Annotated in this window: 17 protein-coding genes; 10 read left to right on the top strand and 7 right to left on the bottom strand. The window is 75.9% G+C overall.

The window, feature by feature from the left end:
• Nucleotides 1–13 precede the first annotated feature (13 nt).
• The 3 genes from OO63_RS00630 to OO63_RS00620 form a co-directional block, all read right to left on the bottom strand.
• Nucleotides 14–1,549, bottom strand: a complete 1,536-nt coding sequence (locus tag OO63_RS00630; RefSeq protein ID WP_030356152.1) for an Hsp70 family protein — start codon at nucleotides 1,547–1,549, stop codon at nucleotides 14–16.
• Between the two features lie 93 nt (nucleotides 1,550–1,642).
• Nucleotides 1,643–2,458, bottom strand: coding sequence for a hypothetical protein (locus OO63_RS00625; RefSeq protein WP_030356151.1), 816 nt, complete (start codon nucleotides 2,456–2,458; stop codon nucleotides 1,643–1,645).
• A 254-nt stretch (nucleotides 2,459–2,712) separates the two neighbouring features.
• On the bottom strand, nucleotides 2,713–4,461 hold the full coding sequence (locus OO63_RS00620) for a dynamin family protein (protein WP_030356150.1): 1,749 nt from the start codon (nucleotides 4,459–4,461) through the stop codon (nucleotides 2,713–2,715).
• A 180-nt stretch (nucleotides 4,462–4,641) separates the two neighbouring features.
• Here OO63_RS00620 and OO63_RS00615 point away from each other — a divergent pair, with 180 nt between their 5' ends.
• From OO63_RS00615 to OO63_RS00605, 3 genes are all read left to right on the top strand, one after another.
• Nucleotides 4,642–4,935 (top strand): hypothetical protein, encoded by a 294-nt coding sequence (locus OO63_RS00615; protein WP_030356149.1) that lies wholly within the window; start codon nucleotides 4,642–4,644, stop codon nucleotides 4,933–4,935.
• A gap of 212 nt (nucleotides 4,936–5,147) precedes the next feature.
• Nucleotides 5,148–6,158 (top strand): hypothetical protein, encoded by a 1,011-nt coding sequence (locus tag OO63_RS41930; RefSeq protein WP_051810396.1) that lies wholly within the window; start codon nucleotides 5,148–5,150, stop codon nucleotides 6,156–6,158.
• 76 nt (nucleotides 6,159–6,234) lie between these two features.
• Complete coding sequence (locus OO63_RS00605; protein WP_030356147.1) at nucleotides 6,235–7,428, top strand: type ISP restriction/modification enzyme; 1,194 nt, start codon at nucleotides 6,235–6,237, stop codon at nucleotides 7,426–7,428.
• A 13-nt stretch (nucleotides 7,429–7,441) separates the two neighbouring features.
• On the opposite strand, the gene OO63_RS00600 is transcribed toward OO63_RS00605, so the two are convergent.
• Nucleotides 7,442–8,827, bottom strand: coding sequence for an MFS transporter (locus OO63_RS00600; RefSeq protein WP_051810395.1), 1,386 nt, complete (start codon nucleotides 8,825–8,827; stop codon nucleotides 7,442–7,444).
• Between the two features lie 229 nt (nucleotides 8,828–9,056).
• On the opposite strand from OO63_RS00600, the gene OO63_RS00595 reads away from it, so the two are divergent.
• The 3 genes from OO63_RS00595 to OO63_RS00585 all read left to right on the top strand — a co-directional run bounded on the left by OO63_RS00595 (nucleotide 9,057) and on the right by OO63_RS00585 (nucleotide 13,896).
• The gene (locus OO63_RS00595; RefSeq protein WP_051810394.1) at nucleotides 9,057–10,067 is read left to right on the top strand and encodes a zinc-binding dehydrogenase; all 1,011 of its coding nucleotides are present in this window, start codon (nucleotides 9,057–9,059) and stop codon (nucleotides 10,065–10,067) included.
• On the top strand, nucleotides 10,064–10,984 hold the full coding sequence (locus tag OO63_RS00590; RefSeq protein ID WP_234310961.1) for an NADP-dependent oxidoreductase: 921 nt from the start codon (nucleotides 10,064–10,066) through the stop codon (nucleotides 10,982–10,984). Before OO63_RS00595 ends, OO63_RS00590 begins: the two co-directional genes overlap by 4 nt.
• Before the next feature lie 110 nt (nucleotides 10,985–11,094).
• On the top strand, nucleotides 11,095–13,896 hold the full coding sequence (locus OO63_RS00585) for a helix-turn-helix transcriptional regulator (protein ID WP_030356143.1): 2,802 nt from the start codon (nucleotides 11,095–11,097) through the stop codon (nucleotides 13,894–13,896).
• Nucleotides 13,897–14,336: 440 nt separating this feature from the next.
• On the opposite strand, the gene OO63_RS00580 is transcribed toward OO63_RS00585, so the two are convergent.
• The 3 genes from OO63_RS00580 to OO63_RS00570 all read right to left on the bottom strand — a co-directional run bounded on the left by OO63_RS00580 (nucleotide 14,337) and on the right by OO63_RS00570 (nucleotide 16,128).
• The gene (locus OO63_RS00580) at nucleotides 14,337–14,609 is read right to left on the bottom strand and encodes a hypothetical protein (protein WP_030356142.1); all 273 of its coding nucleotides are present in this window, start codon (nucleotides 14,607–14,609) and stop codon (nucleotides 14,337–14,339) included.
• 116 nt (nucleotides 14,610–14,725) lie between these two features.
• Complete coding sequence (locus OO63_RS00575) at nucleotides 14,726–15,541, bottom strand: anti-sigma factor (RefSeq protein ID WP_078618720.1); 816 nt, start codon at nucleotides 15,539–15,541, stop codon at nucleotides 14,726–14,728.
• Complete coding sequence (locus OO63_RS00570) at nucleotides 15,538–16,128, bottom strand: sigma-70 family RNA polymerase sigma factor (RefSeq protein ID WP_087883448.1); 591 nt, start codon at nucleotides 16,126–16,128, stop codon at nucleotides 15,538–15,540. Before OO63_RS00570 ends, OO63_RS00575 begins: the two co-directional genes overlap by 4 nt.
• 207 nt (nucleotides 16,129–16,335) lie before the next feature.
• On the opposite strand from OO63_RS00570, the gene OO63_RS00565 reads away from it, so the two are divergent.
• The 4 genes from OO63_RS00565 to OO63_RS00550 all read left to right on the top strand — a co-directional run bounded on the left by OO63_RS00565 (nucleotide 16,336) and on the right by OO63_RS00550 (nucleotide 23,418).
• Nucleotides 16,336–17,934: a DUF4331 domain-containing protein gene (locus OO63_RS00565; protein ID WP_051810393.1), complete on the top strand. Its 1,599-nt coding sequence runs from the start codon at nucleotides 16,336–16,338 to the stop codon at nucleotides 17,932–17,934.
• A gap of 106 nt (nucleotides 17,935–18,040) precedes the next feature.
• Nucleotides 18,041–19,639, top strand: coding sequence for a tetratricopeptide repeat protein (locus tag OO63_RS00560; RefSeq protein ID WP_234310959.1), 1,599 nt, complete (start codon nucleotides 18,041–18,043; stop codon nucleotides 19,637–19,639).
• Nucleotides 19,640–19,953: 314 nt separating this feature from the next.
• Nucleotides 19,954–21,648 (top strand): nickel transporter, encoded by a 1,695-nt coding sequence (locus OO63_RS00555; protein ID WP_234310956.1) that lies wholly within the window; start codon nucleotides 19,954–19,956, stop codon nucleotides 21,646–21,648.
• A 42-nt stretch (nucleotides 21,649–21,690) separates the two neighbouring features.
• Entirely contained in the window at nucleotides 21,691–23,418 is a 1,728-nt protein-coding gene (locus OO63_RS00550) for a serine/threonine-protein kinase (RefSeq protein WP_030356136.1), read from the top strand.
• Nucleotides 23,419–23,442 lie beyond the last annotated feature (24 nt).

Here is a 23,442-nt window from a genome sequence, read left to right as displayed (position 1 = left end):
TGTCCTCTGCCGCTCAGTTCTTCTTGCCCAGGGCCACGGCGCCGACGACGGCACCGATGAGGCCGAAGAGGACGTACAGACCGTCCGCCGGGTCGCCCGCGCCCACGATCGCGCTGAGCAGCCCGATGCCCACGCCCCCCACGAGGAATCCCACGCAGCCGCCCACAGCGGTCTGCTCCGGCTCGAAGGAGGACAGCCCCGACGACGAGGCGGACGAAGACGGCGTCGGTTCGGGCGACGAGGCCGCGACGTCCGCCGCCGCGTCCCTCACGACGGCCGCCGCCGCCTCGGCCGCCGCGCGCTCGCGCCGCTCCCGTTCCTCGCGTTCGCGGCGGCGCCGCTCGGCCCGCTCCTGCTCCTCGCGCTGCCGCTCGGCCTTCTCGCGGCGCTTGCGCTCCTTCTCGGCACGGCGGGTCGCGGCCTCCTCAAGGAGCTGACCGCGGGCGGCGAGCGCGGCGCCCATGACCACGGCCAGCTCCGGTTCCTCCAGTGTGTGCACGGTGCGCCGCGAACGCCGCGCCAGAAGCGCCCCGACCAGTGGCATCCGGTCCGCGCCGCCGACCGGGATCACCTCGTCGACGTCCGCCCACGACAGGTCGGCGTCCCCCAGGAGTTCCTCGCAGCTGTCCAGGGTCCGCTCCAGGAGCGGGCGCACCGCTTCCTCCAACTCCTCGCGGGCGAGCGTCAGTTCCGTGGGGGGCCGCAGCTCGGTCACCCAGTCCTCGAAGACCCGGTCCACGGACAGCCTGATCTTGACGGTCTCGCACATGTCGAAGAGACCGATGCGGCGGCGCAGTACGTCGCTGCGGTGGGCCGGTCCTTCGAGCAGCTCCGCCACCTGCTCGGGGAACCGCTCCCGCAGCAGCCGCACCACTCCCCGGGTGAGGTCGGCGCCGCCGACGTCGTCGAGCCCCTTGCTGCCCAGGACCGTGAACGAGCCGTCCGGGAGCCTGCGGGCCACGGCGCAGTCGAAGGTGCCGCCGCCGAGGTCGTGCACCAGGAAGGTGCCGGGGCCCTGGACGGCACCGGCCAGCGCGGCGCGGACGGCCGCCTCCGGTTCGGTCTCGAGCCGCACCGTGTCGCGGGCGATTCCCGCCTGTTCCGCGGCCGCCAGCATGTCCTCGTGGCGCGCCGCCTCCCAGGTCACGGGGACGGTGATGACGACGCGCTCGGGCCGTCCCGGTGCGGCGTCCGCGGCGAGGCCGCACAGGAACCGCAGCACCTCCGCGACCAGTTCGAGGGGCGTGCAGGACCGGTCGCCGAGCGGGGACGGCGTCGTCTCGCCCATGTCGCGCTTGAACTCGCTGCGGTAGTCGAACGGCCGCAGCCTCTTGCCGTACTCGGCGGCCGCGCCCACCAGGAGCTGTCCCTCGGGCCCCAGGCAGACGCTCGTCGGTATCGCGGCGACTCCGGACAGCGGGTCGCCGACGCGGACGACGGTGCCGTCGGGCCTGCCCACCATGATGGACGAGTTCGACGTGCCGAGGTCGATGCCGTAGGTCAGTGCGTTGCCGTTCGGCTGTGCCGTTCCGTTCCGCTGTGCGGACATGGCTGTGCCTCCCCCTCCCCGGTCCCCCCGGGGCTTCTGCGGTGGGCGGGCACCCCGTCAGCGCCCGCCCGGTGACGCTTGAGCGGTGGTGGATCAGTGCGGTGCGGTGTCGTCGGTCGGTGCGGTGTCGTTCCTCGGCGCTGTGTCGTTCCTGGGCGCTGCGTCGTTCCTCGGCGCTGCGTCGTTCCTCGGCGCTGTTGCGGTCGGCGGTGGGGCGTCGTCCGTGCCCGGCGTGTGCTCGGCTTCGCCGACGACCTGCTCCCCTACGACCTGCTCCCCGACGGCCTGTTGGGCGATGACCTGTTCGGCGATGACCTGTTGGGGGCGCAGCATGCGGCCGCGGCGGCGGTAGCCCGGGCGGACGGTCTCCACGATCCGGTGCCGCGGGACGCCGGCGCGGGGCTCCGGCTCCGTGGGCCCGCGCAGTTCCAGCACGTCGTGGTGTCCGGCGGCCACCAGACCCGTGTCCGCCACGGGTTCGGTGTCCGTCGCGGCCAGCAGCGCGGCCACGCGCCGGTCGAGCCAGCGCAGCAGCACCGCCGGGTCGGTCTGCCTGCCCACCGCGGTCTCCCGCAGGTCCGTGAGCTGGTCGGCGGTACGTATCAACTCGCCCACCACGGCGGGCGTCCGCTCGGCCGCCCGCTCCAGCGCGTCCACGCGGGCGGCGCGGGTCCGCGCCGCGTCGCGCTCGGCACGCAGTTCGGCGCTCTCCTCGGCGCGCTCGCCCAGCTCCGCCTCCAGCTCGGCGATGCGGGCGTCGCGCAGGGCGATGCTCTCCTCGTTGTCCCGGACCTCGGCGAGCGCGTGGTCCAGGCGCAGTCGGACCAGGGCGACCTCCGCGCGCAGGGCTTCGGTGCGTAGCGCGTCAGTGCGCAGCGCGTCGGCCGGGGTCGGGTCCGTGGACCCCACGTTCGTGGACCCCGGTTCTCCGGGCCTCGGTTCTCCGGGCCTCGGCTCGGTCGGCCCCGGCTCAGTCGGCCCCGGCTCGGTCGGCCCCGTCCCCCTGGGCGTCGCCTCCCTCGGCGCCACTTCGGGCCGTGGGCCGGTGCGGGACCGGCGCCCCACCGGCCAGCGGGACCGGCCCGCCCAGCCCCTCGCGTCCCGCTCACGGCGCCCGCCAGGCTCGCGGCGCTCGTCGCGCTCGCCGTACTCCCCGCGTTCCGTCATCCCTCTCGTACCTCCCGATGCGGTCCAGGTGCGGCCAGGTCCGGGCGGCCCGCGCGGGTGCGGCCCGGGTGGGCACTCCCGTCGTCCCCGGAGGTGCGCAGCCCGTGCAGCAGCCGCTCGCAGCTGCGCCGCACCGCCCGTACCGCCAGGAGGGAGTGCCGGTCCAGCGTCGGGTCCTGCTCCCGCGTCGCCCAGGCGTGCACGGCGGCCAGGGCGGCCGCGTGGAGTTCGGCGTGCGAGGCGGCGTCCGGCAGGCCGAGCCTGCGCGGCAGCGTGGTCCCGTACTCCCCGGTGATCGCGAGGAGCCGACGCGTCTCGTCCGCCGACAGGCGGAGTTCGCCGCGGTAGTGCGCGGACAGGATGTTCAGTTCGGCGAAGCCCGCCGTGCGCGCCCGCAGCCGCTCGAGGTCGGCGGCCACACCGCCCGCGACAGCCCCGGGACGGCGGCCCTCGGCGCCCGCCGCACGGCGCAGCCGCGCGATCTCCTTGTCGGCGGCACGCACCCCGTGGTCCAGCTTGATGAGGGCGGCGCGGTTGCCGAAGTGCCGGACGATCAAGTCCCGCAGCCGCTCCACTCCGCTGGCCGCGAGGAGGCGGGCCCGCAGCTGCTCCTCCGTGGCCCCGTCCCGGAGCGCGCCGCAGGCGAGGTGGACACCCCAGATGCCGAGCCGCTCCACGAGCGCCCGGCGCGCCACGGCCGGCAGCGGGACGCCCTTGAGCTCCCGCGCCCCGGTGAACCGGCCCGCGTCCCGCAACCGCCGGACCAGGACGCGCGGTTCGGCGCCGCGCAGGTCGTCCAGGTAGCCGAGTTCCTCGTCCGTGAGGAGGCGGGCCCCGGCTCCGAGGAGTCCGGAGACGGGCAGCACGGTGAAGAACAGGGAGCGCACCTCGGGCCGCTCCAGGTACCGCTCGGCGATCCGCGCCGACACCTCCATCGGGTCCCAGGTGAGCGGGTCGGGGTCGCCCGGCAGATCACTGCCCGGCGGCCACTGCTGGTCGCAGCGGCTGAGTACCCCGAAGGCGTTGAGCGGGGTGAGACGGCTGCCCGCGTCGCCGAGGAAGTCCCGCACGCCGGCCCGGTCCCGCTCGTGCAGCCCCCGGTCGAAGAGGTACAGGACGGCGTCGGCGCGCTCGATCTCCCGCGCGCTGTCGCGGTGCACGTCCTGCGCGGTGCGGCCCGACGCCGCGAGCGCCTGCCGCAGCGCCACCTGTTCCGCCTCCCCCGCGAAGGCGGAGATGCCCAGGTAGTCCTGGGTCCCGCGGGAGTCGAGGCCGTGCACGCTGCCGAGCCCGGGGGTGTCCGCGAGCCGGAAGGACAGCAGCAGGTGGTTGGGCATGCCGTACTCGACCCGGGTCACGTCGCCGAGCAGGGTCGCCGCGTCGTCGGCGCGGGCGGTCATCCGCCGGAACTCCGCCGCGGGCAGCGCCCGGCTCGTCCCGTCCCGATGGTGGACGGTGACGGACCGCTGTTCGTCGTAGTGCAACTCGCTGACGGTGTAGGTGAGTTCGAGCTGCCCGGTGAGGGCGACCTCCTCCCCCAGGAGCGCGTTGACCAGGGTCGACTTGCCGCGTTTGATCTGGCCCGCCACGGCGAGCCGCAGCGGCGGGGCCAGCCGTCGCGCGGCCCTGCGCAGGGCGCGCGCCAGCGGCGCGGTCTCCTCGTCGCCGCCGTCGGCGGCGACGGCGCAGGTGAGCAACGTTTCGGCCGCCGCGGCCAGTTCGCACTCCGACTCCGCGCCCCCCATCGGACGCACCCCCCCTCGGTCCCGCACCCCTACGGTCCGACGCACCCCCACGGCCCGATGTGACGTGGCCCACAGGGGGGCCTATTGTGCCCGCCATGGCTCCCCCTTGACTGATTTTTGCTGTTTTGCTCGACGACCCTGTGCGCGGGCGCCATCATGTCCGCGACCGGAGGGGGACCCATGGCCGAGCATGAACAGACCTGGGACGAGGGCCTGCTGACCGAGGGCGACGTCATCGAGGCGGCGGACGGCACCGGTTACACCTCGGTGTCCCAGTACGTCGCCGGGGTCGACGGCCACACACCGGACGACCACGCCGCGTACGACACGTACGACACGTACGACCAAGGCCACGACGACCACGGCTCCGCCGACGGCTACGGCGGCACCGCCGGACTCGGCGCCACGGGCGATGACTTGAGCGACCTCGCGGACGACGATGCCGACTTCGACAGCGACCACGGTTCGTACTGAGGGGGGTGCCTGTGCCGCCCGTCCCCGTGCCCCCGTAGGACCGGCCCCGGGGACGGGCGGTCACCGACTCCCCCTCGCGTGGGTACGGGTCGTGCCCACATCCGTGAGCGTAGGCCGTCGTGCGCGGGCGGATTCCCTCAGGAGAGGGAGTCCGCGGCGGGTGCGGCGACAGGTTCCCCTCAAGCCTCCGTCACCCCCGAGGGAGCGGTGCGATGCCCGGACGTGACCGGCTGGTTCCCGGTGTGCGCCGCCTGTGCCTCGTCGTGGACGTCGAGAAGTACAGCGGGCGCCGCAGCCCCGCCGCCGTCGACGTGCAGGACCGGCTGCTGTGGGCGATGCTGCAGACCTGTCGCGTCGCCGAGGTGGACCCGGCCCGCTGCGCGCGCCAGGACAGCGGGGACGGCCAGCTCCTCGTCCTGCCGCCGGGCATCGATGAGGGACACGTGCTGCCGAGCGCGGTACGAGGACTGCGCAGCGCTCTGCACCGCCTCAACGCGCGGCCCGGCGCGGGCGGGCGGATCCGGCTCCGTGCCTCCCTGGCGCAGGGGCTCGTGCACGAGGCGGCCACCGGGTTCGTGGGGGCCGCCGTGGTGCACGCCTGCCGCGTCCTGGACTCCCCGCAGTTGCGGGCGGCGCTCGGCGCGCGCACGGACAGCGATCTCGCGCTCGCCGTCACCGACGACCTGTACCAGGACGTCGTCACCCAGCTCTCCACGGATCCCGCGGCCGAGCAGTTCGCCCCGCTGGAGGTGAGCGTGCCCGGCAAGGGCTTCCGGTCCCGCGGCTGGGTGTACGTCCCCGCTCCGGGGGCGGTCCGCGGCCTGGTCCCCGCCTATCGCGGGCCCGTCTCCCGCGGCGGGCGACCGGAGCATCAGGCGTGCTGGGGAGGGACGTTCGTCGTGGCGGGCGGCGCGGTGGCGGCCGGGGCGGCGGCCTGGGGCACGAAGGAGGCGGTGTCGGCGGCCGAGGGCTGGTTCGACGACCCGGGCCCGCACGACGGGTCCGCCGCCGACCACGGGACGCACGACACCCACGACGACCACGGCACGTACGCGGCGAGCGGCTTCGCGACGGCCCACGACCCGTACGCCATGGACAGCACAGACACCACCGACGCCACCGACACCGACCTGACGACGGGCCCGGACGGCTACGACGGCGGTTTCGCGGACCCCTTCGATGACTCCTGGTCCGACGCCGACGGCGGCGACAGCACGCTGTGACCCCGCCCGTCCCGCGCCCTCCCGCCGCGGCCGGGGCTCCCCTGCCCGTGTCGGCCGTCTTTCCCGGCGTCGTACGATGCCGGGCGTGACGCACGACGAAGCGCCGCCGCTCGCGGATCTCCTGCCGTGGTCCGTCGCGCCGCTCAGGCCCGGGCGCGGGTGGCCGATGGCCCCGGACGCCGCGTCCCTGAAGGCCCGTTGGAACGCCTTCGTCCGCGCCGCGGCCGCCGACCGCGAGAGGCTGCTGCGGCCCACCCGGGCCCGGACCCTGCACACGGCCGTCGCCCAACTGCCCGGCTTCGACGGCGCCACGGTCCGCCTCGCCCGCGCGTCCGGCCCGTGCCCCGAGCCCGTCCGCGTCCTGCACGGCCCCTTCGACGAGCAGTGGCTCATCCCCGACCACCGCCTCATCGACGTGGCCCGGCCGGAGCTGTGGCGCGTCCTCGGCGACGGGCAGCTCTTCCTCACCGAGCAGGGGTACGTGGCCGACGGCGCGGGCCCCGCTGTTCTCGCGTCCGCCGTGCTCCCCGACGGGCGCTCCCCCGCGGGCCGCCCCGGCCGCGTCCGCCCCCTCTTCCGGCGCCCCGGCGGCCTCGAACCCAACCTCGCGCCGGGCCTTTCGGACCATCTGACGCGGGTGTACGGGACCGAGGTCACCGCCCCGGACGTCCTCGCGTGGACGCTGGCCGCGGCCCGGGCCTCGGCGGCGGGCTGCGCGGTGCCGCTGACCTCCGACGCCCGGGTGTGGGCGCGGGGCGTCGCGGCGGGGCGGCGGCTGCTGTGGCTGCACCTGCGGGGCGCGGGCGGCGAGCGCCCCAAACTCCCCGGCGGCAAGCGCCCCTACGTCCGCTCTCCGCTGCCCGCGCGGCCCCAGACCCTCGCCTACGACCCGGACGAGGAAGCCCTCCTGGTCGGCGAGAGCGGCGTCATCTCGCCCGTGCCCGGGGCCGCCTGGGACTTCCGGGTGAGCGGCGTGCGGGTCCTTGAGCTGTGGTTCGACCGGCGCACGGCCGAGGCGGAACCGGGCTCCCTGGAGGCCGTGCGCCCGGCCGCCTGGCCCCAGGAGTGGACGTCCCAGCTCCTCGAACTGGTCACGGTCCTCGCGCTCCTCGCGGCGGAGGAGCCCTTCGACATCGGCGACGCGGGCCGGATCACGGCCGGGGACCTGCGGGCGGCCGGGGTGCTCCCGATGCCCGGGTGGGCGCGGCGGCCCGCTTCGGTGCTCGACCACCATGAGGAGGGGCCCGAGGGGCAGTTCGCGCTGCTGTAGGGGGTGGCCGCCCTCATCCGCGGGAAGCGCGCCCCGCCCCCGGCAGCAGCGCCACCAGGCTGAGGCCCTGGAGCACCACCAGGACGACGACGCCGACGTGGAAGCCGGACTCGCCGCCGCCCCCGATGCCGTACGCGAGCGCGGCGACCGCCGGGCCCACCGCGAACGCCAGCGTGCGGGACGTGTTGCCGACGCCGCCCGCCGTCCCGACGAGGTGCGCGGGGGTCGCGCCGAGGATCCCGGCGTTCACGGGCGTGCCGAAGAGGGCCTGCCCGGCGCCCGCGAGGGCGAGCCGCCAGCCGATGTCCCACAGGCCCGCGTCCGGGCCGAGGGTCACCATGCTGAGGACGCCCGCGCCGCACAGCCCGGCCCCCACCGCCCCCACGAGCCGGGGCGGCAGCCGGTCGGCGAGCGCCCCGCCGAGCGGCGCCGTCAGCGCGACCGCGCCGATGAAGAAGACCATCGCAAGGCCGGTCAGGGACGCCCCGGCGTCCAGGACGTCGGCGACGTAGTACGGCAGCAGGAAGTAGGAGAGCCCCACGAACGTGCCGCTGAGGAAGAGCGAGAGGACGGGCAGGCCCACCTCGCGGCGGCGCAGCAGGTCGAGGACGGGGCGGGCGGTGCCGAGCCGCGCCCAGGTCACGGCGCCGGCGACGGCCACGAGGCCGAACAGGGTCGCGGTGCCGGGCGCGTCCGCCTCGATCCGGCCGAGGGCGAGAAGCAGCGCGGTCACGGCGGCGCCGAGCAGCACGCCGTCGCCGACCAGCGAACGGCCGGGCGCCGCGAGGCCCTTGTCCGTACGCGGGATCAGGCGCGCCCCCAGCCACCACACGACGAGCAGCACGGGGATCTTCAGGAGGAACACCGGCCGCCAGCCGTAGGCGTCGACGACGGCCCCGCCGAGGGACGAGCCGCCCATGGACCCGATCGGCATGACCGTGGCCACGAGCCCCATGGCCCGCCCCCGCTGCTGGGGCCGCACGCTCGCGGCGACCACCGGCAGGTAGAGCGCCCCGACGAGGGCGCCCGCCACGCCCTGCAGGACGCGGGCCGCGAGCAGCACCTCCAGGTTGGGCGCGGCGGCCGCGAGGACGCTGGTCAGGCCGATCGCGGGCACGGCGAGCAGGAACAGGGCGCGCAGGTCGACGTGGTCGCTCCAGCGTCCCGCGGGGATCGCGAGCGCGGCGGTGGGCAGCGTGTACGCGAGGAGGACCCACTGGGCGGACGAGGAGCCGACGCCCAGGTCGTCGCCCATCGCGGGCAGCGTCACCGCCGTCAGGCTGATCTCCAGGGTGACCATGAGCATCGCCAGCGCCATCACGGCGACGGGCGCCCAGCGCGTGGCCGGGGTGCCGTCGGGCGGCGGGGTGCGGGTGGATTCGGGAGTGTGCTGAGTCATGCGGCCGACGCTAGGAACGAGGCAGGGGCGGTCGCCTCTGTCGGATGACTGGGGTGTACCGGACCCGGTCGCCCTGGGCCCGCGGCCCCGGTCCGCGGGAGCCGACCCCAGTCGCCCAGGTCGTCCGACCCCAGTCATCCGACAGAGGCGACCGCGCGCACCGCTCGTCTAGCTTCCTGGGTGCGGGCCCGAGCCGCCCCGCTCACCTCCCACCCTGGAAGGACGTCCCATGCACGCCATCCGCATCCACGCCTTCGGCGGCCCCGAGCAGCTCCGCTACGAGGAGGTGCCCGACCCCGAGCCAGGACCCGGCCAGGTCCGGATCTCCGTACGGGCCGCGGGAGTCCACCTCCTCGACACCGCCCTGCAGCGCGGCGCGGCCGACGAGCTGCCCTTCGCGCTGCCGGAGCCGCCGCTCACGCCGGGCCGCGAGGTCGCCGGGGTCGTCGACAGGCTCGGCGCGGGCGTCGGCGAAGAGTGGCTGGGCCGCCGGGTGGTCACCCACCTCGGCCTGGTCAACGCGGGCTACGCCGAGCTGGCGGTCCGCGAGCCGGAGTCCCTGTTCCCGCTGCCGGACTCCCTGTCGTACGAAGCGGCGATCGCCATGGTCGGCACCGGCCGGATGGCGCTCGGCGTCCTGGACGTGGCCGCGCCCGGACCGGACGACGTGGTCCTCGTGACCGCCGCGGCGGGCGGCATCGGCACGCTCCTCGTGCAGGCGGCGAAGAACGTCGGCGCGACCGTGGTGGCCGCGGCGGGCGGCCCCGACAAGGTGGCGCGGGCACGGGCGCTCGGCGCCGACGTCGCCGTCGACTACTCGCTGCCGGACTGGGCGGACCGGGTGCGGGTGGGGCTCGGCGGCCGTGCGGTGGGCGTGGCCTTCGACAGCGTGGGCGGCGCGGCGGGCCGTACGGCTTTCGAACTCCTCGGGCACGGCGGCCAGTTCGTGATCTACGGCTGGTCGTCCGGCGCGCCGACGGAGTTCACGTCGAAGGACCTGCACGAGAAGGTCCTGACGGCCACGCACGCGCTGGGTCCCCGGATCGTCCGCCTGCCCGGCGGGCTGCGCGGACTCCAGGAGCGGGCGCTCGCCGCGGCGGCGGACGGCACCCTGGTGCCTGCCGTCACCACGTTCCCGCTGCGGGACACGGCCGCAGCCCACACGGCACTGCTCGGCCGCGCGACGGTCGGCAAGGTCGTCCTGACCACCGGCACGACGGAGACGGAGACGGCGTCATGAGGATGAACGCGATGGCCCTGCGGGAGTACGGCGCCGCCGACGTGCTGCGCCCGGTCGAGCTCGACGTGCCCGAACCGGGGCCCGGTCAGGTGCGGGTGCGGGTCCGCGCGGCGGGCGTGATGCCGTTCGACATCGGCATCCGGCAGGGGGTGATGCGGCCGCCGGGCGTGGAGTTCCCGATCGTCCCGGGCAACGAGTTCGCGGGCACGGTGGACGCGGTGGGCGCGGACGTCACGGACTTCGTGCCCGGCCAGGGCGTCCTCGGGTTCTCGCTGCTCGGCGCGTACGCCGAGTACGTCGTCGTCGGCGCCGGCCAACTCGTCGCCAAGCCGGACGCCATGGACTTCACGGTCGCCGGCGGCTTCCCCGGCAACGCGCAGGGCGCGCACATGGCGCTCAGCGCGCTCGGCGTCGGCCCCGGCGACACGGTCCTCATCAACGGCGCGGCGGGCGGCCTCGGCACGCTGTCCGTGCAGCTCGCCAGGGCCTGGGGCGCCACCACCGTCATCGGCACGGCGAGCCCCCGCAACCACGCCCACCTGCGGGATCTCGGCGCGATCCCCGTGGAGTACGGCGACGGCCTGGAGGAGCGGGTGCGTGCCGTCGCCCCCGACGGCGTCGACGCGGCCCTCGACGGCGCGGGCGCACAGGCGCTGCGGGCGTCGGTCGCCGTGGCCAAGGACCGCTCCCGCGTCATGTCGATGGTCGACGACGAGGAGGCCGAGCGCCTGGGCCTCCCCCTGATCCGTGGCACCCGCACCGCCGAGCGCCTCGCCGAGGTCACCGACCTGTACGCCAAGGGCCTGCTGCGGGTCCACGTCCGCGCCACGTTCCCGTTGGCGCAGGCAGCGGCGGCGCAGCGCGAGGTGGAGTCGGGGCACGGGCGGGGGAAGGTGATCCTGACGATGGCGGGGTGAGGCGGGGGCCGCGGCCCGGAGGGGGCGGTCGGCCACCAGGTCCCGCCCTCCCTCCCCTCCCCGCCCCTTCCCCGGGGAATATCCACCGCCCCCGGCGGCTTACTTGAACCATGCTTCAAGGTCGCGCCGCCGAACTGGACCAGCTGACAGCCCTCCTGACCCGGGCCCGGCAGGGCCACAGCTCTGCCCTGGTCCTCCGCGGCGAGGCGGGCATCGGCAAGTCGGCCCTCCTCGCGGAGACGACGGCCCTGGCCGAGGCCGAGGGCTTCAAGGTGCTCCGCACCACGGCCACGGAGACGGAGACCGACCTCCCCTTCGCGGCCCTCCACCTCCTCCTGCACCGGGACACCGACCGGATCGCGGCCCTCCCCGCACCCCAGGCGGCGGCCCTGCGCACGGCGTTGGGGCTGGCACCGGGGGCGGGAGCGGGGCACAGGCCGACGGACGGCGACGGCGCCACGAGCGCGGCCGACCGCTTCCTGACCGGCCTCGCCGTTCTCACGCTCCTCGCCGAACTCGCCGACGGGCAGCCCCTGTTGTGCGTGGTCGACGACGCGCACTGGCTGGACCACGCGTCCGCCGAGGCGCTGCTGTTCGCGGCGCGGCGCCTCGCCGCCGAGGGCGTGGTGCTGCTGTTCGCGGTACGCGAGGGGCACGCGCCCCGGTTCCCGGCCCCCGGCCTGCCGGAGTCGCGGGTCACGGGCATCGACGACCTGGCCGCCGCCGACCTCCTCGCCGAGCACGCGGGTGATCTGCCTCCGTACGTACGCGCCGAGATCCTCAGCGAGGCGCACGGGAATCCGCTGGCGCTGCGGGAACTCCCCGCGGCCCAGCGGGAGGGGCACCTCGGGGCGCTCGCCGGTCCCGCGCACGCGGTGGCGCTCCCTCAGGGCTCCCGCGTCCAGCAGACGTTCGTGGACCGTGTGACCGCGCTGCCGGACGCGACCCGCACGCTGCTCCTCGTGGCGGCGGCGGAGGGCACCGGCGACCTGGAGGCGACGACGGCCGCGGCGGGCGCGCTCGGGGCGGGGGTCGCCGATCTCGAACCGGCCGAGCGCCGACAGCTGATGCGCCTGGAGGGCGGGCGGCTCGTGTTCGGGCACCCGCTGATCCGTACGGCCGCCTATCAGTCGGCCCCGCTCGCCGCCCGGGTCGCCGCGCACCGGGCGCTCGCGGACGCCCTGCCGCGCGTGGGCGGCGCCGACCGCCGCGCCTGGCAGTTGGCGGCGGCATCGACCGCGCCGGACGAGTACGTCGCCGCCGCCCTGGAGGAGACCGCGCGGCAGGCCCGCGCGCGCGGCGGCTACGCGGCCGAGGCGGCGGCGCACGAACGGGCCGCACGGCTCACCCCGGACGGCGCCGACCGGGCCCGGCGCCTCGCGCTCGCCGCCGTCGCCGCGGCGGACGCGGGCCAGAGCGCGCACGCGGCCGACCTCGCCCGGCACGCCGCTCCGCACCTCACCGACCCGGCCGTCCTGGCCCGGCTCGCCCGGGTCCGCGCGGGCGTGGCCCGGGAGCGCGAGGAGTTCGACGCGGCGCACCAGGTGCTCCTGGACACGGCGTCGGCGGTCGCGGACCGGGCGCCGGACACGGCGGCGACGCTCCTGTACGAGGCGATGACGGCGGCCTGGGTGGCGGGGCACCGTCCGTCCATCGACGAGATCACCGACCGTGTGGCGGCCCTCGACCTGGCGCCGCCGTCCGGCGCCCCGCCGTACCTGCCCGCCGTCGACGGCATCGCCCGGCTCGCGGCGGGCGACCCCGGCCGGGCCCTGCCGCCGCTGCGGGACCTGTTCGGGCGGCTGCGCGGCGGGGCGCACGGGCTCGGCCTGCGCGAGCGGGCGTCCATCGCCACGTGGTTCGCGCCGCTCGGCGATCTGGAGGGCGGCATCGAGCTGGCGGCCGAGCTGGAGCGGGAGTGCCGTGAGCAGGGGGCGGTCGGGCCGCTGCCGCTGGTGCTGCTGCTTCGGGCGCGGGCCCGGGTGCTGCTCGGGCGGCACGGGTGCGCGGTCGCCGGGGCGGCCGAGGGGGTGCGGATCGCCGAGGACAGCGGGCAGCGCCACTACGCCGCGCAGCTGACCGGCGTCCTCGCCTATCTGGCCGCGCTCGGCGGCGACGAGGCCCGCGTCAAGGAACTCACGGCCTTCATCGACCCCCGGCAGGCCCCGCCGGGCCGGGTGTGGAGCGCCGCCGCCCAGCCCCTGCTCGACCTGGGCCTCGGCCGCCACGAGGCGGCGCTGCGGGGCTACGAGGACCTGGCGGCGGGCCCGGCGTCCCACACGACCGTCGCCCTGTACTGCGTCCCCGACCACGTCGAGGCCGCCGTCCGCGCCGGAAAACCGGACAGCGTACGGCAGTTGGCGGCGCGGTACGCCGAGTGGGCCGGGCACACGGGTACGTCGTGGGCCCGTGCCGTCGCGGCCCGTTGCCGGGGGCTCCTGGCCGAGACGGACGCGGGCGGGGCGGACGCGGTGCATGCGGCGTACGAGGAGGCCCTGCGGTTGCACGCCGACGACGGCCGTCCCTTCGAGCGGGCCCGTACGCGGCTCCTCTTCGGTCAGTGGCTGCGGCGGGCCGGGCGCAGGAGCGAGGCCCGGGGGCTCCTGCGGGCTGCGCTCGATGTGTTCGAGCAGGTGGAGGCTGCGCCGTGGGCGGGGCGGGCCCGCGCGGAGCTGCGCGCTACCGGGGAGAGCAGGGCCCCTCGGGGGCCGGAGAAACTGACGGCGGCCCGGCTGACCCCCCAGGAACGTCAGGTCGTCCGGCTGGCCGCCACGGGCCTGTCCAACCGCGACATCGGCGCCCAGCTTTTCCTGTCCCCCCGCACCGTCGGCTACCACCTCTACAACGCCTACCCCAAACTGGGCGTGGCGTCCCGAGGCGACCTACCCCACCTGAACCTGCAAGCAGACTGAGACGGCTGCGGGGGCCCTGCGGGGCGCCCCAGTCCCGCCCCTTCCCGGCTGTGACATTGTGCGGCTCCGCCGCGCGGGGGGCTCCGCCCCGGACCCCGCAGTCGGACGTCCCGTGACGGGTGGGACAGCCCTCCCCCGCTATCGGCGCTCCGCGCCTCGTCCTCAAACGCCGGACGGGCTGAAAACTTCCCCGAGCCGGAAAGGCGCCGCAGGGCGGGCCGCAATGCGCGGGGCGGGCCGGAGAGGCACTGCGGGGTGAGCCGTTTCGGGGCTGAAGGTGCCGGGCTGTCGGGCAAGCCGATGCAAGTTCGGGCGGGTGGGCGGGAGAAAGCCCGTCCGGCGCTTGAGGACGAGGCCGCAGGCCGATCTGCGGCACCCAGGCAAAGAGAGGGAGGACGGCGGGACGCCACGGCCCGAGACCAAGGCGCCCACGCCAGAAACTAGTGGCTGCCGAACAGCGAACGCCGCAACCGCCGCAGCGGAGCGAACAGCGACACCCGGCGCACACGTGCGCGCCTGCCACCGCTGCGGTCGTGCGCGACATCACGCGAGGTGAGCTCGCGCATCAGCAGCGTCGCCTCGGCCGCCTCACGCTGCGGGACGGCGGGGCCGCCCAGCACCGAGAGGTGACGGTCGAGACGCGAACTGCTCGCGCCGCTCCCACAAGTGATCGCAGGGACCCTCGCCCTACTGCGCACTGTTATCTGTTCCATGTCACTCCCCACCCGTACGAGGGCACCCGGCCCAGGGCAGGTTAACCCTATCGCCCCGCCATGACACTCGTGTATCCCGGTCGCAGGATTCACCTTCCCCACAAGGACGTTGACGATTACTCTCCGAATCCAACTGATTTCAGGGTGAGTTGGACAACCGGTGCGGTAGTGGGCCGCACCGATCCGCCGTCGGGTTCGACGGTGACAGCGAGTGATCCGGCGCTCCCTTTCAGATCGTCCGCGACGACCGGCGTTTCGCCGTCCAGCAGGCCCAGGGAGCGCGGCGCGGCCCCCGCGCGCATCACCCACAGTTGATGAGACCGGCCGTCGGGCGGCCTGCCGAGCCGGGACGGCGTGACCACGGCCTGTCCCCGCGCGCGGGACGCGACGACGCCGAGGCCGCGCCCGCGGGCGTCCCTGGCGTCGGCCGCACGGGCGTCGGGCGCGGCCAGGACGTGGGCGATCTCACGTGCGGCGGCCCGCTCCTCGTCGAGCCGGTCGTCGGCGCGGCCGAGGGCGAGGGCGAGGATGCCGACGGCGACGAGGGCGAGGACGGCGGCGGACGCGGCGAGCGCCACAAGGACGGGGGCGCGGCCGCGCGCCGGGGCGCCACCGCGCTCCGGCACCACCACCGCGGGCTCCGGAGCCTCCTGCTCGGTGGCGCGCACGGCGGTCAGGATGCGGTCCCGCAGGTCCGGGGGCGCCGGGACGGATGCGGCGCGCGCCAGGCGTACGGTGTCGGCCGCGAGCGCCCGCACCTCGTCGGTGCAGCGCGAGCACCCCTCCAGATGGCGCTCGAAGCGGCGGGTCTCCTGCGGGTCGAGGGCGTCGAGGGCGTACGGCACGGCGAGGGAGTGCACGGTGCGGCCGAGCGGCAGGCCGCCCACGTACAGCCGGATGCGGCCGAACAGGCCGGTGCCCGTCGGTCTCATGCGGCGGCGCCCAGACAGTCGCGCAGCCGCAGGAGGCCGTCCCGCATCCGGGTCTTGACGGTGCCGAGGGGAACGGACAGGCGGCGGGCCACCTCGCGGTAGGTGTAGCCGTCGTAGTAGGCGAGCGTCACGGCCTGGTGCTGGAGGTCGGTGAGGCGCTCCAGGCAGCGGCGCACCCACTCGCGCTCCAGGCTGCCCTCGACCTCCTCGGCGACCTGGTCGAACGCGGGCGTCTCGGCGCGCTGGGCGACGCGCTGCTCGCGGTCGCTCGCGGCCCGTGCGCTGCGTACCCGGTCGACGGCCCTGCGGTGGGCGAGCGTGAGGATCCAGGACAGGGCGGTGCCGCGCGCCGGGTCGTACCGGGCGGCGGTGCGCCACAGTTCGAGGAGCACTTCCTGGACCACCTCCTCCGACTGGGCGGGGTCGCGCAGCACTCTGCGGACCAGGCCGTACACCGGCCCGGACACCAGTCCGTACAGCTCCTCGAACGCCTTCTGGTCGCCGCGGGCCACCAGGGGCAGCAGTGCGTCAGCGTCCACCCGGGTCCCCCCTCTTCTTCGGGCCTCTCCCCGGGGCTCTCGGCGCATGTCGCGGCCGTTCCCCGCTCCCCGGGCGCCCAATTCTGGACGCGGTGGGGGTTCGGTGCGAGACCTCGGGCGGGATTGGTGCCAATCCGCGCGGGGCGCGGCGCCGAATGGCGAGGCAGACGGACCGCGCCCGGCCCACGCGCGCGGCCGTCGGGACGACTCACGAGAGACGCCCGACCACCCACCACCACAGTGAGGACGGACGCGATGACAGCAGTCGCGAGGAGCCGCGCGAGGCTACGGAGCACCCGTGGCATCGCCGGGCTCGTGTGCGGCGTGCTGGCCGCCGGGGGGCTCGCAGCCGCCGGGACCGGCACGCTCGAACCGGAGGCGGCCCATGCCTCCAGCCACCGTGAGGCCCCACTGATCTCGGGGCAGCCGAGTTACGACAACACGGACGTGTACGCGTTCGTCAGCCCCGACAAGCCCGACACCACCACGATCGTCGCGAACTGGCTGCCGTTCTCGGAGCCGGCGGGCGGCCCGAACTTCTACACGTTCGCCGAGGACGCCCGGTACGACGTGCACATCGACAGCGACGGCGACGCGCAGGGCGACCTGCTGTACCGCTGGACCTTCGACACCCGTACGAAGAACGGGGACACGTTCCTCTACAACACCGGCCCCGTCACGTCCCTGGACGACCCGGACCTGAACGTGACGCAGACGTACGACATCGACCTGCTGCGCCTGAAGGACCAGAAGGTCGTCTCGACGAAGAAGGTCGCCGACGACCTGCCGGTCGCGCCGAGCCATGTCGGCAAGGCGTCCATGCCCGACTACGCCAAGCTGCGCGGGCAGGCCGTGCGGAAGCTGTCCGACGGCGGTACCGCGTTCGCCGGGCAGGCCGACGATCCGTTCTTCCTCGACCTGCGCGTGTTCGACCTGCTGTACGGCGGCGATCTGTCGGAGGTCGGGCGGGACACCCTCGCCGGGTACAACGTCAACTCCGTCGCCCTGCAGGTGCCTTCCGCCTCGATCCGCCAGTCGGAGAAGCAGCCGACCGTCGGCGTCTGGTCGACGACGCAGCGCAAGAACGCGTCCGGGAAGTGGACGCAGGTCTCCCGGCTGGGGGCGCCCCTCGTCAACGAGGTCGTCGTCCCCATGAAGGACAAGGACAAGTTCAACGCGTCCTCGCCCTGGAACGACGCCGACTTCCTGCCGTACGTCACCAAGCCGGAACTGCCGCGCCTGATCGAGTCGATCTACAAGATCAAGGCGCCGAAGGAGCCCCGCAACGACCTGGTGTCGGTGTTCCTGACCGGCGTCAAGGACCTCAACCAGCCGCCGGGCGTCCGGCCCGCCGAGGCCCTGCGCCTGAACACCTCCGTCAAGCCCACCGCCGCACCGAAGCGCCTCGGCGTCCTCGACGGCGACAACGCGGGCTACCCCAACGGGCGGCGGCTCGGTGACGACGTCCTGGACATCTCCCTCCAGGTCGTCCAGGGCGAACTCGTCGGCCAGAAGAACGACTTGGGCGACGCCGTCAACGCCAACGACCGCGCCTTCGGACGCTCCTTCCCGTATCTGGCCCTGCCCACGTCGGGCTCCCGCGGGCCCCTCGCCGAGAAGGGCGCACGCTCCGGCTCGGACGACGGCTCCGGGGCCCCGGGCAACGCCATGAACGGCGGCGCACCGGCCACCGCCGCCCGCGACACGGACGACTCCACCGACACCGTCCTCCTGGCCTCCGCCGCAGCCGGTGGCGCCGGGCTGCTGCTCCTGATCCTCGGCCTCGTGTGGTGGCGCGCACGGGTCGACGGCGCGGGTCCGCAGGGGCGCGGGCCCGGGGCCACGGGGGGTTGAGATGGCCGGCCGCCGCATGAAGCGCCTTGGAGGGACGGCCCGGTCGGCCGGGGTGACTCGGTCGGGCAGGGCGGCTCGATCTGCCGGGGTGGGCGAGTCCGCCGGGGTGCCTTTGTCCGCCGGGGTGGGCGGGGCCGCCGGGACGGACTGGACCGCCGAGTCGAGCCGGACCACCGGGCCGGACCGGACCACCGAGCCGGACCGGACCACCGGGCCGGACCGGACCGCCGATTCCAGGCGGTCCGCCGGGTCGGGCCGCTCTGCCGATTCCGCCGGGGTGCCGCTCGACGGCACCCCGGGCGGGGACCGGGCGGAGGGCCTCGGGAGTGCTGTGCGGCGGCTCGGTGACACGTCGGCCGGACGGCCGGTCCGTGCGGGTGGCGCCCGCCGGGCCGGGTGGCGGCTCGGGGCCGTCGCCGCGCTCGCGGTCGTGCTGACCGCGGGTGCGGTGGTCGTCGGCGGGCTGCGGGAGGAGGGGCGGCCGTCCGTGGCGGCCGCCCCGCCGCCCCCGTTCGCGGCGCCGCCCGACGGGCTGCGCGCGGGCGACCTCGACCGCGGGGTCGCCGCGCTGCGGGAGCGGGTGCGGGCACGGCCCGGGGACTTCGTGTCCTGGGCCGCGCTCGGGTCCGCGTACGTCGAGCAGGCGCGCACGCACGCCGACCCCACCCGGTACGCCGAGGCCGAGCGCGCACTCGACCGCGCGCTCGCGCTCCGCCCCGGCCACGACGGGGCCCTCGCCGGGCACGGCGCGCTCGCCGCCGCGCGGCACGACTTCCCCGGCGCGCTGCGGTACGCCGAGCGGGCCCTTGCCGCGAACCCCTACAGCGAGCGGGCGCTCGCCACCCGCATCGACGCGCTCGTCGAACTCGGCTCGTACGAACGGGCGTTGACGGCGGCGCGGGACGCCGACGCGCGGCGGCCCGGCATCCCGGTCTTCACGCGGTACGCGTACGTGCGGGAGCTGCGCGGGGACACCGGCGGGGCACGGCGCGTCCTGGAACGCGCCCTCGCCTCCGCGCGGGCACCCGGCGACGTCGCGTACGTCGCCACGGCGCTGGCCCAACTCGCCTGGCGGCAGGGGCAGTACGCGCAGGCAGCGCGGCGGTGCGCGGTCGCGCTGCGGGCCGATCCGTCGTACGTTCCCGCCCTGGAGACGCGGGGGCGGGTGCGGGCCGCCCGGGGCGAGACGGGGGCGGCCGTCGCCGATCTGCGCGCCGCCGTGGACCGGCAGCCGCTGCCCGGGACGCTGGTGGCGCTCGGTGAACTGTACGAGTCCCGGGGGGAGTCGGCGCGGGCCCGGGAGCAGTACCGGCTGATCCACGCCTGGACGCGGCTGGCCCGTGCGAACGGGGTCAACCCCGATCTGGACACCGCGCTCGCCGCCGTGGACCACGGGGACGCGGAGGCCGCGCTGGCCGCGGCGCGGGCCGAGTGGGGGCGGCGGCGGACCGTGCACACCGCTGACGCGCTGGGGTGGGCGCTGCATGCCGTCGGGCGCGACGGTGAGGCGCTGCGGTTCGCGCGGCGGGCCACGGCCACGGGGTTCCGTGAGGCGTCCTTCTTCTACCACCGCGGGGTGATCGAGCTGCGCGCCGGGTCGCCCGCGGCGGGGCGGCGGTGGCTCGAGCGGGCGCTCGGGCTCAACTCCGGGTTCTCGCCTGTGGGTTCCCGGGATGCTGAGCGGCTTTTGGAGGGGTTGCGATGAGGGTTGTCCTGTGTGCGGGTGGCGTCGGTGGTCGGGCGGGTGCCGCCCGGTGGGGGGCGGTCCTGTCCCGCCGCTTCGCGGCGGATGTCCCCCACCCGCCCACCGGTTACTCCGCACCGGACGGTGAGCCGGGGGCCGACCCCCGCGCGTCGGGACATGTACTCGGCGTCGACGGGGCGACCGGTCGGCGTGGACTCGTTCGGTGGCTCCTGCTGGTCGGGGGCGAACGGGGGTCACGAGGGCCGCGTCCGGGGCGGTGCGGGCGGGCCGGGCGGGCTGGAGTGGCCGGGCGGGCCGCACAGGGACGGCTCCGCGTGCCCATCGCGTCGCGTCCGCCGCGCGAGGCAGGCCGGACCCGGCCCCGGAACCGCGCTGCGACCTGGGCGCGCCGCGCCCTCGTCGCCCTCCAGCTCCCCGACACTCCCGGCACTCCCGACACTCCCGCCAGGCGAGGCAAGTCCGGCGATTCGCTCACACCACCTCCGGCACACCAGCCACATCCCACCCCTCCCCAGTCACACACCACCACCTGGCCCCGCCGCGCCCTCGTCGCCGTCCTCCTCGCCCTCTGCGGCGTCCTCCTCCTACCCGCCGCACCCGCGTCCGCCCACCCCCTCGGCAACTTCACCGTCAACCAGCACGACGCCCTGACCCTGGCCCCGGGGCGGCTCCGGGTCGACCACGTCGAGGATCTGGCCGAGATACCCGGGTCCCAGGCCGAACCCGCCATCAAGCGGTCGGGCAGCGGCCGTTGGGCTGCCGAGCGGTGCCGCAAGGCCGCCGCAGGGACGCGTCTCGCCGTCGGCGGGCGCGCCGTACCCGTCCGGTCCCGCGCCGCCCGCGTCCTCGTGCGCCCCGGCCAGGCCGGGCTCCCCACCGTCCGCGTCGAGTGCCGCTTCGCCGCCCCGCTCCCCGAGGGCAGGAACCTCGCCCTCAGCTACGGCTCCGCCCGCCAACCCACCCCGGGCTGGCGCGAGATCACCGCCCGCGGCGACCGCATGACCCTCACCGCCACCGACGTCCCCGCGACCTCGCCCTCCCGCGCCCTCACCCGCTACCCGAAGCGCCTCACCTCCGGCCCTCCCGACACCACCTCCGCCACCCTGCGCGTCCGCCCCGGCGGCCCCGCACTCGCCGCCGACCCCGCACCGCCCGCGTCCGCCCTCCCCCGCGCCGCCACCGACGCCCTCACCCGGCTCGTCGCCCGCCACGACCTCACCTGGACCTTCGCCGCCGCGGCCCTCGGCACCGCCCTACTCCTGGGCGCCCTGCACGCCCTCGCCCCCGGACACGGCAAGACCCTGATGGCCGCCACCGCCGCCGCCCGCGGCACCGCCTCCCTCCGCGACGTGCTGCCTCTCGCCGCCTCCGTCACCGTCACCCACACCTTGGGCGTCGTGGCGCTCGGGCTCCTCGTCGCGGGCGGTTCCGCCGCCGCCCCCTCCGTCGTCGCCTGGCTCGGCGTCGCCAGCGGCCTCCTCGTCGCCGGCGCGGGCGCCGTCCTGCTCCGCCGCGCCTGGCGCCATCGGCGTCACGCCCACGGCCACTCCCACGCCCACGGCCACTCCCACGGCCACGGTCACTCTCATGGCCACGGGCATACGCATGGGCACGCCCACTCCCACGGGCACGGGCACACACACCCGCCCGCACCCCCCACCCTCCGCGCCACCCTCCTCCTCGGCTTCGCCGGTGGGCTCGTGCCCAGCCCCTCCGCCGTCGTCGTGCTCGTCGGCGCCGCCGCGCTCGGCGAGGCCTGGTTCGGGCTGCTGCTCGTGCTCGCGTACGGCGCGGGGCTCGCGCTGACGCTGACGGCGGCCGGGTTCCTCGTCGTGCGGCTCGGGACGCGGGTCGCCGCGGTGGCGGGGCGGCGGCTTTCACGGAGGCGGCAGGGGCGGGTGCGGCTCGCCGGGCTCACCCGGCGCCTGGCGCCGCTGGGCTCCGCGTGCGTGGTCCTCGCGCTCGGGTGCGGATTGGTGTTCAAAGGGGCCGCAACAGCGCTCGGTTGAGCTACTTTTGTGGAGAATCGCACGGCTGCGAATGGGGGGCTCGTGTCCGACGAAACGCGAGTGATCGCTGGGCGTTACCGCCTCCTGGCGCCGCTGGGCGAGGGGGGCATGGGCACGGTGTGGCGGGCCCGGGACGACGTGCTCGGCCGCGAGGTCGCCGTCAAGGAGGTTCGCGCGCCCGCGGGACTCCCGGCGAGCGAGGTCGAGCGGCTCTACACCCGCCTGGAACGGGAGGCCTGGGCCGCGGCCCGGATTCCGTACCGCAACGTCGTCACGGTGTACGACGTCGCCACCGAGGAGGGGCGGCCGTGGATCGTGATGGAGCTGGTGCCCGGCCTGTCCCTGTCGGACGTCCTGGAGGCCGAGGGCCCGATGACCCCGCAGCGCGCCGCGCGCATCGGCGCGGAGGTCCTCGGCGCGCTGCGCGCCGCGCACGACGCGGGGGTGCTGCACCGCGACGTCAAGCCGGGCAACGTCCTGCTGTCCAACGACGGACGGGTCGTGCTCACCGACTTCGGGATCGCGATGGTGGAGGGCAGTTCGGCCCTCACGATGACCGGCGAGGTCGTCGGTTCGCCCGAATTCCTCGCTCCGGAGCGGGCGTTGGGCCGCCGCCCGGGACCGGAGTCCGACCTGTGGTCGCTCGGCGTGCTTCTGTACGCGGCCGTGGAGGGCGTCTCGCCGTTCCGGCAGGACACGCCGCTGAGCACGCTGCGCGCCGTCGTCGACGAGCAGTTGCCGCCGCCGCGCCACGCGGGACCGCTCGCCCCGGTCATCGAGGGCCTGCTGCGCAAGGACCCGGCGGAGCGCTCGCTCGCGGCGGACACCGAACGGGATCTGCGCCTGGTGGCGGAGGGCCACACGCCGCGCACGGAGTCCTCGGCCTCGTACCAGCCGACGGTCGTCGCCCCCCACCGGACCGGCCCCACTCCCCCGCCACCACCACCGCCCGCCGGTTTCGCCTCGTCCGCGCCGACCGGCACGACCCCCACTCCGGGTCCCGTGTCCGGCACGACGACGACCACGACGCCCGAGCGCCGCTCGCGCCGTACGACCGCCGTGCTCGTCGCGGGCCTCACCGCCGTGGCCCTGGCCATCGGCGGCGTCACGTACGCCCTGGTGAACGACGACTCCGACGGCGGGAACGGCGGCACCGACAGTGGCAGCGGCAACACCGGCGGCTCGGACGGCGGTGGATCCGGCGACGGCGGATCCGACGGCGGCGGCAGCGGGAGCGGCGGGGGTGACGGGGGCGGGTCCGGCAACGGGGGCAACGGGAACGGCGGATCAGGCAGCGGTGGCGGGACCAACGGTGGCAACGGCGGCGGTTCCACCGGCGGCGGCCACGGGGGCACCACCACCCCGGCCCAGTCCGTGCGCGTCAGCGTCACCGCGCACCGCACCTCGTACACGGGCGCCTGCCCGGTACCGGCCGGCGAGGCGCCGTCGTTCGCGGCGACCTTCACCGTGGGGCGGGTGCCGGTGGGCGTGCAGTACCGATGGGTGACCGCCGAGGGCGAGTCGAGCGACCCGGGCTGGAAGACGCTCTCCTTCGCGTCGGGCGGCGGCAAGAGCAAGCAGGTCAACCACGTGGAGGTGCCGGGGTGGACGGATCCCGGCACGCACCGCGGCAGCGTCCGGGTGGAGGTCCGCAGCCCGGTGACCGCGACGTCGAACTCCGTCGCGTACTCCGTGACGTGCGAGGAGGAGCCCCCGACCACCGGTGGAGGCTCCTCCTCGCCCTACGATTCCGCTCCCTACGACCAGTGAGGCCGGTCGGCCGGCCGCGGGGAC

It is taken from the genome of Streptomyces alboflavus (assembly GCF_000716675.1).
Taxonomy (GTDB): Bacteria; Actinomycetota; Actinomycetes; order Streptomycetales; family Streptomycetaceae; genus Streptomyces; species Streptomyces alboflavus.
This window is presented reverse-complemented; position numbering and strand designations above follow the sequence as displayed.

Excerpts from the sequence above, each read along its gene's own strand:
- OO63_RS00630 (WP_030356152.1), bottom strand. The coding sequence starts at position 1,549 with ATGTCCGCACAGCGGAACGGAACGGCACAGCCGAACGGCAACGCACTG.
- OO63_RS00620 (WP_030356150.1), bottom strand. The coding sequence starts at position 4,461 with ATGGGGGGCGCGGAGTCGGAGTGCGAACTGGCCGCGGCGGCCGAAACG.
- OO63_RS00615 (WP_030356149.1), top strand. The coding sequence starts at position 4,642 with ATGGCCGAGCATGAACAGACCTGGGACGAGGGCCTGCTGACCGAGGGC.
- OO63_RS41930 (WP_051810396.1), top strand. The coding sequence starts at position 5,148 with ATGCCCGGACGTGACCGGCTGGTTCCCGGTGTGCGCCGCCTGTGCCTC.
- OO63_RS00605 (WP_030356147.1), top strand. The coding sequence starts at position 6,235 with ATGCCGGGCGTGACGCACGACGAAGCGCCGCCGCTCGCGGATCTCCTG.
- OO63_RS00600 (WP_051810395.1), bottom strand. The coding sequence starts at position 8,827 with ATGACTCAGCACACTCCCGAATCCACCCGCACCCCGCCGCCCGACGGC.
- OO63_RS00595 (WP_051810394.1), top strand. The coding sequence starts at position 9,057 with ATGCACGCCATCCGCATCCACGCCTTCGGCGGCCCCGAGCAGCTCCGC.
- OO63_RS00590 (WP_234310961.1), top strand. The coding sequence starts at position 10,064 with ATGAGGATGAACGCGATGGCCCTGCGGGAGTACGGCGCCGCCGACGTG.
- OO63_RS00585 (WP_030356143.1), top strand. The coding sequence starts at position 11,095 with ATGCTTCAAGGTCGCGCCGCCGAACTGGACCAGCTGACAGCCCTCCTG.
- OO63_RS00580 (WP_030356142.1), bottom strand. The coding sequence starts at position 14,609 with ATGGAACAGATAACAGTGCGCAGTAGGGCGAGGGTCCCTGCGATCACT.
- OO63_RS00575 (WP_078618720.1), bottom strand. The coding sequence starts at position 15,541 with ATGAGACCGACGGGCACCGGCCTGTTCGGCCGCATCCGGCTGTACGTG.
- OO63_RS00570 (WP_087883448.1), bottom strand. The coding sequence starts at position 16,128 with ATGCGCCGAGAGCCCCGGGGAGAGGCCCGAAGAAGAGGGGGGACCCGG.
- OO63_RS00565 (WP_051810393.1), top strand. The coding sequence starts at position 16,336 with ATGACAGCAGTCGCGAGGAGCCGCGCGAGGCTACGGAGCACCCGTGGC.